This is a genomic window from Draconibacterium sp., from assembly GCF_041583095.1.
GTDB lineage: Bacteria > Bacteroidota > Bacteroidia > Bacteroidales > Prolixibacteraceae > Draconibacterium.
The window spans coordinates 1-4000 of sequence record NZ_JBFHGM010000371.1 but is presented as its reverse complement, the minus strand read 5'-3'; the positions used below and the strand labels follow the sequence as shown (position 1 = coordinate 4000).

General features: G+C 39.6%; 5 protein-coding genes. 1 reads left to right on the top strand and 4 read right to left on the bottom strand.

Annotated elements, in window-relative coordinates:
- Positions 1–232: hypothetical protein (locus tag ABZB17_RS21215; RefSeq protein WP_372653418.1), on the top strand; the 232-nt coding region annotated here is incomplete at its 5' end.
- A 9-nt stretch (positions 233–241) separates the two neighbouring features.
- Here ABZB17_RS21215 and ABZB17_RS21210 read toward each other — a convergent pair.
- From ABZB17_RS21210 to ABZB17_RS21195, 4 genes are all read right to left on the bottom strand, one after another.
- Positions 242–1009, bottom strand: a complete 768-nt coding sequence (locus ABZB17_RS21210; protein WP_372653416.1) for a Mut7-C RNAse domain-containing protein — start codon at positions 1007–1009, stop codon at positions 242–244.
- A gap of 640 nt (positions 1010–1649) precedes the next feature.
- Positions 1650–2246, bottom strand: a complete 597-nt coding sequence (locus tag ABZB17_RS21205; protein WP_303924309.1) for a CDP-alcohol phosphatidyltransferase family protein — start codon at positions 2244–2246, stop codon at positions 1650–1652.
- A gap of 60 nt (positions 2247–2306) precedes the next feature.
- Positions 2307–3416, bottom strand: a complete 1110-nt coding sequence (locus ABZB17_RS21200; protein WP_372653414.1) for an SDR family oxidoreductase — start codon at positions 3414–3416, stop codon at positions 2307–2309.
- A 133-nt stretch (positions 3417–3549) separates the two neighbouring features.
- A partial coding sequence (locus ABZB17_RS21195) for a phosphatidate cytidylyltransferase (RefSeq protein ID WP_372653413.1) occupies positions 3550–4000 on the bottom strand: 451 nt, incomplete at its 5' end.

Sequence of the window (4000 nt, the reverse complement as noted above, 5' to 3'; positions counted from 1 at the left end):
ACTTGCTTTACTAATAAGAATAATAAACTTACAACGCATGATAAAAAAAGCAGCGATATTCACCTTTTTACTTTTTGTTACAGCAGTGGCAATGGCACAAGTACCAAGTGGTATTCCTTCGGGCACCCCTGAGCCTCTGGAATTGACCTTAACCAATATTATCGTTTTTATTGTGCTGCCGGTTATAATCGTTATTCTGTATATCTACTGGAGACGCAAAAAGCGAAAGTAGTTAAGAAAGCTACTTTAATCCTTCAATCCACTTCAGAATCTTGCGGTAGTGTTTTCCTTCCCAGTAAATCTGTCCGCAACCGTCGCTCTTCCAGAATTCGTTACACATCCAAAAAGTATATTTAGGAACTTTGTCTTTAACCTCTTCGGCATCAACTACCGTTAAACTTCCGTTGCAATTGGAACAGCGCGAAAATGGCCGAAAACTGTTTTGAAGTTGCAACCGTTGCACCACCTCGCGAAGTTGTTTTTGCGGATCGCTGTTGCGCACCCAGTAACCGTGCGAGGCTGCTGTATGTTTCAAAACGCCTTTATCGCGGGTTAAAATAATTCGCTTTTCAGCCACCGAGATTTGCACAATCTCATCATACTTCAGGTTATTACGAAAAAGTGTGTCAAAACCCAGCAAACGTAACTTCTGAGCCAGTTTCCCCAGGTTAACATCTACAACAAATCGGGTTTCACGCAAAGGTTTTGGGCGTAAACGAACCACAGGCGAAATGTCCATCGACTCAAAAACCGGATAAACGGAAACGCGCTCCCCTCCTTTCAGCAAAGTCTCAAAATCAACAGATACACCGTCGACCAATATTAAATCCACTTCAGTGTGCGGCACACCAATTGCTTCGATGCTGTTTTTCACCGATGGCGTACCGGTAAAAGTATATTCAAACGGTTTTTTACATTGATGAACAGGCAGAAAATCATTCAACTCTTCGTAAAACCGAAATATACACCTACGACTCAGTGCTTCATGATTTGTTGCTGATTCATTCACCCTGTTTTATTTTTATGGATACTTAATTTACAACTATTCCTTTAAGAAATCGTTCACCAACAACAATCGACTTACAGGTAGCTCTACTTTTTTTCCGGTTCTAAGTCTTAAACTAAAGTTTAAAACCAAAAAACCGGCCGCTGAACGTTTAAACAAACGTTTAAAGGCTCACCGGAGCTCCGCCGGCGTTTAAACAAAAGTTTAAGCCTCAGAATTGTTTTTTGCTTTAAAAGTTTGTTTAAGCCTGTTTTCTCCCGCTGGCCCTCAGTCAACAGGCTGAAAATAAGATGCAAGCCATTTTTTTTGTCTCCCATGATGACACGAATTCCATCGCATTCCGAAAGATAATAAATCATACGCGGCAGCATAATGCTGCAAAATTAAAACTAGCCTGAAAGGCTTTATTAAAATAGCCCGAGGCAACGCCTTGGGTGTTGTGTATTATTTACAATACAGCGCCCTGAAAGGGCAGTTGAATTGCCCTTTCAGGGCGAATATTTGTGTCTGCTATTTTCCCGAGGCGTTGCCACGGGTTAAAATAAATATGGCTTTCAGCCAATTTTATACTAGTGCTCGAATCTATCGCCTTACGAAATTGCAAATGCAAAAAAAAGCCACATCCTAAAATGTGGCTTTGCAATTATTTAGCTTCTTTTTGAGCTTTCATTAGCCAATAGAGTCCCTTCACCCCGATCTTTATATCATCGAGTTTAAAGAGCACAAATATCTTTTCGGTGTAGGCTACAATTCCCCACCCTACTGCGAGGTAGAAGAACCAGGCGTAGAACCCGAATACAAACAATACAAAAAAGAATATACTTTGTACATATCCGGCCGAAACGGCTGAATACAGATGTAGTCCCGGTATCTTACCGAAGCGTGCAAACGACACGATGTAACTCACTACAAACAATCCCAGGAAGAGGAATAAAAACCAGCTGTGTGGTTCAATCTCGGCCCACTTAAATACAAACAAACCTAAAATGGCCATTGCATAAGTACAAATATCGGCAAGGTTATCGAGCGCGGCACCAAAATGCGTTTGTAGCTTTAGGTAACGTGCCAGATTCCCATCGGCAACATCGCTTACCAAACTAATGCAAAGCAACCATACAAACAACGATTCGTTACCGACAAGAGCAGCATAAAAAATTACAGGAAATGCTAACAAACGGTATAAACTAATCGCATTTGGTAGATTTACAATATTCTCGCCACGTACAAAAATTTTCTTCATAATCCTCGTTTAAACTTAATTGGTGTAAACCTAAAAATTAGTTGGTGTAATAACAATGATTTATACCGCAGCCTTTATTTCGTTTACCTGCTGGTCGGTATCGCCGTTAAGGAAATAGCTAAGCATACGATGTATCGATTCGGCAGTTACCTCACTCACTTCCTCTTCAACAATCGAATCGAGATTTGTTGTATCGAAAGTAATATTGGTATCGATATAAGCACCTGTAAACGACATGCCGATAGCCATAATCCGCTCAAGCGAATTCATTTGTTCCTTCTCCAGTGTTAAATCCGGCACCAGGTTAATCGGCATTAAACTGCTGATGCTTCCCAGGATATCTTTATTTTTCACCGAGCTTTTGGCAATTAAATTCAGAATAACCGGCACCTGTTTGGCTTTTACGGCACTCATCAGGTAAGTTACTGCGGTATCGATAGGAATAAGGTTTTGAGTTGAATCCGGATCAACCTTTAAGCGAATTACGCTATCAGGATATTTTTTTGCCAGGTTTTGTACCCGTTTCGAGAAATCGAAAATACCGTAATCGGTTTTGGTTACGCCGGTTTTGTTGTTTCCAACCACCTGCGACAGACGCAAAATACATGCGTTTAAACCCCTGTTATCAATGTAATCTTTAATTACATTTTCGGCATAACGTTTTGATTGTTCGTAGTAATTACGGAAGGCATCAATCTCGGCATTTTCGTAGAATTTTTCTTTAAACGGCTCGTTAATACGACCGCACGAATAGGCAGTGCTTACAAAATAGAAGCGCGATTCTTTTGCCGAATATTTCTGAAAAGTATTGATTGAATTGGTTACTCCCTGCAGATTGGTTCCAAAAATTTCTTCTTTCGATTTTATGTCAAATTTTAAACTTGCTGCAAAATGAAAGTAATCGACGTTTCCCCCGAAAATGGTTTTCAACTCACTTTTCTGCAATGCAAAATCCGCTTCAAATAACGAATAGTCGTGAACCTCAAGATTTGTTAAATCAATAGCCTCCCCGTCCTTCATCTCTTTTAAGGCAGCTTTTACCCGCTCTTCGGCAGTAAATTTTTTATTACTGCGTGCGAGCGCAACTACCTTGTAGTTCTCTGACAATAATTCGTTTATAAAATTAGAAGCAACATAACCGTTTGCTCCGTTTATAACAATTTTCTTCATGACGTAATATTTGATTCGAAGACTCTAAAAAATCTCCACTTTGCTATTCAGTTTTCTTTACTTTCTGTTTTACTATATACAAATTACTCCTTTTTTAGCAGAAATACCAGCATCGCCTCTACATTTTACATATTTACATTAATAGTAAAAGTGTAACTGCTGCCCCAAGAGGAATGGTTAAATTGTCGGACCCACGCCAACTGAGTAATTCTGCCAGTGTGCTAACAACAGCTACTGCAAGTCCAATATAAAAGGTTTTCAAATCGAAAACACCGCGATTAAAATAAAGGGCCAGCAGGCTGATAACAAAGCTGGTGAGTAAAAATGCACCTGATCCGAAAATTGATTTTCCGGTATCGATGCCCAATATTTTTATTTTATGATTGTTCGTTTTAAAGCTGATTCCTACAATGGCTGCCATGGGGTCGCTGATTCCCAAAATCAGCATTGGCAGGATGAAAATAAATTTACTATCGAGTATATCTGATAGTAAAAATGTAAGATAAATTGATGCAGGTAACAGGTAACTTCCAATCGATTTCCGGTCGATATCGTGAATGGAATTCAACTGTTTGCTGTATTGT

Coding starts and splice junctions, on each gene's coding strand:
- ABZB17_RS21205 (WP_303924309.1), bottom strand. CDS start 2,246: ATGAAGAAAATTTTTGTACGTGGCGAGAATATTGTAAATCTACCAAAT.
- ABZB17_RS21200 (WP_372653414.1), bottom strand. CDS start 3,416: ATGAAGAAAATTGTTATAAACGGAGCAAACGGTTATGTTGCTTCTAAT.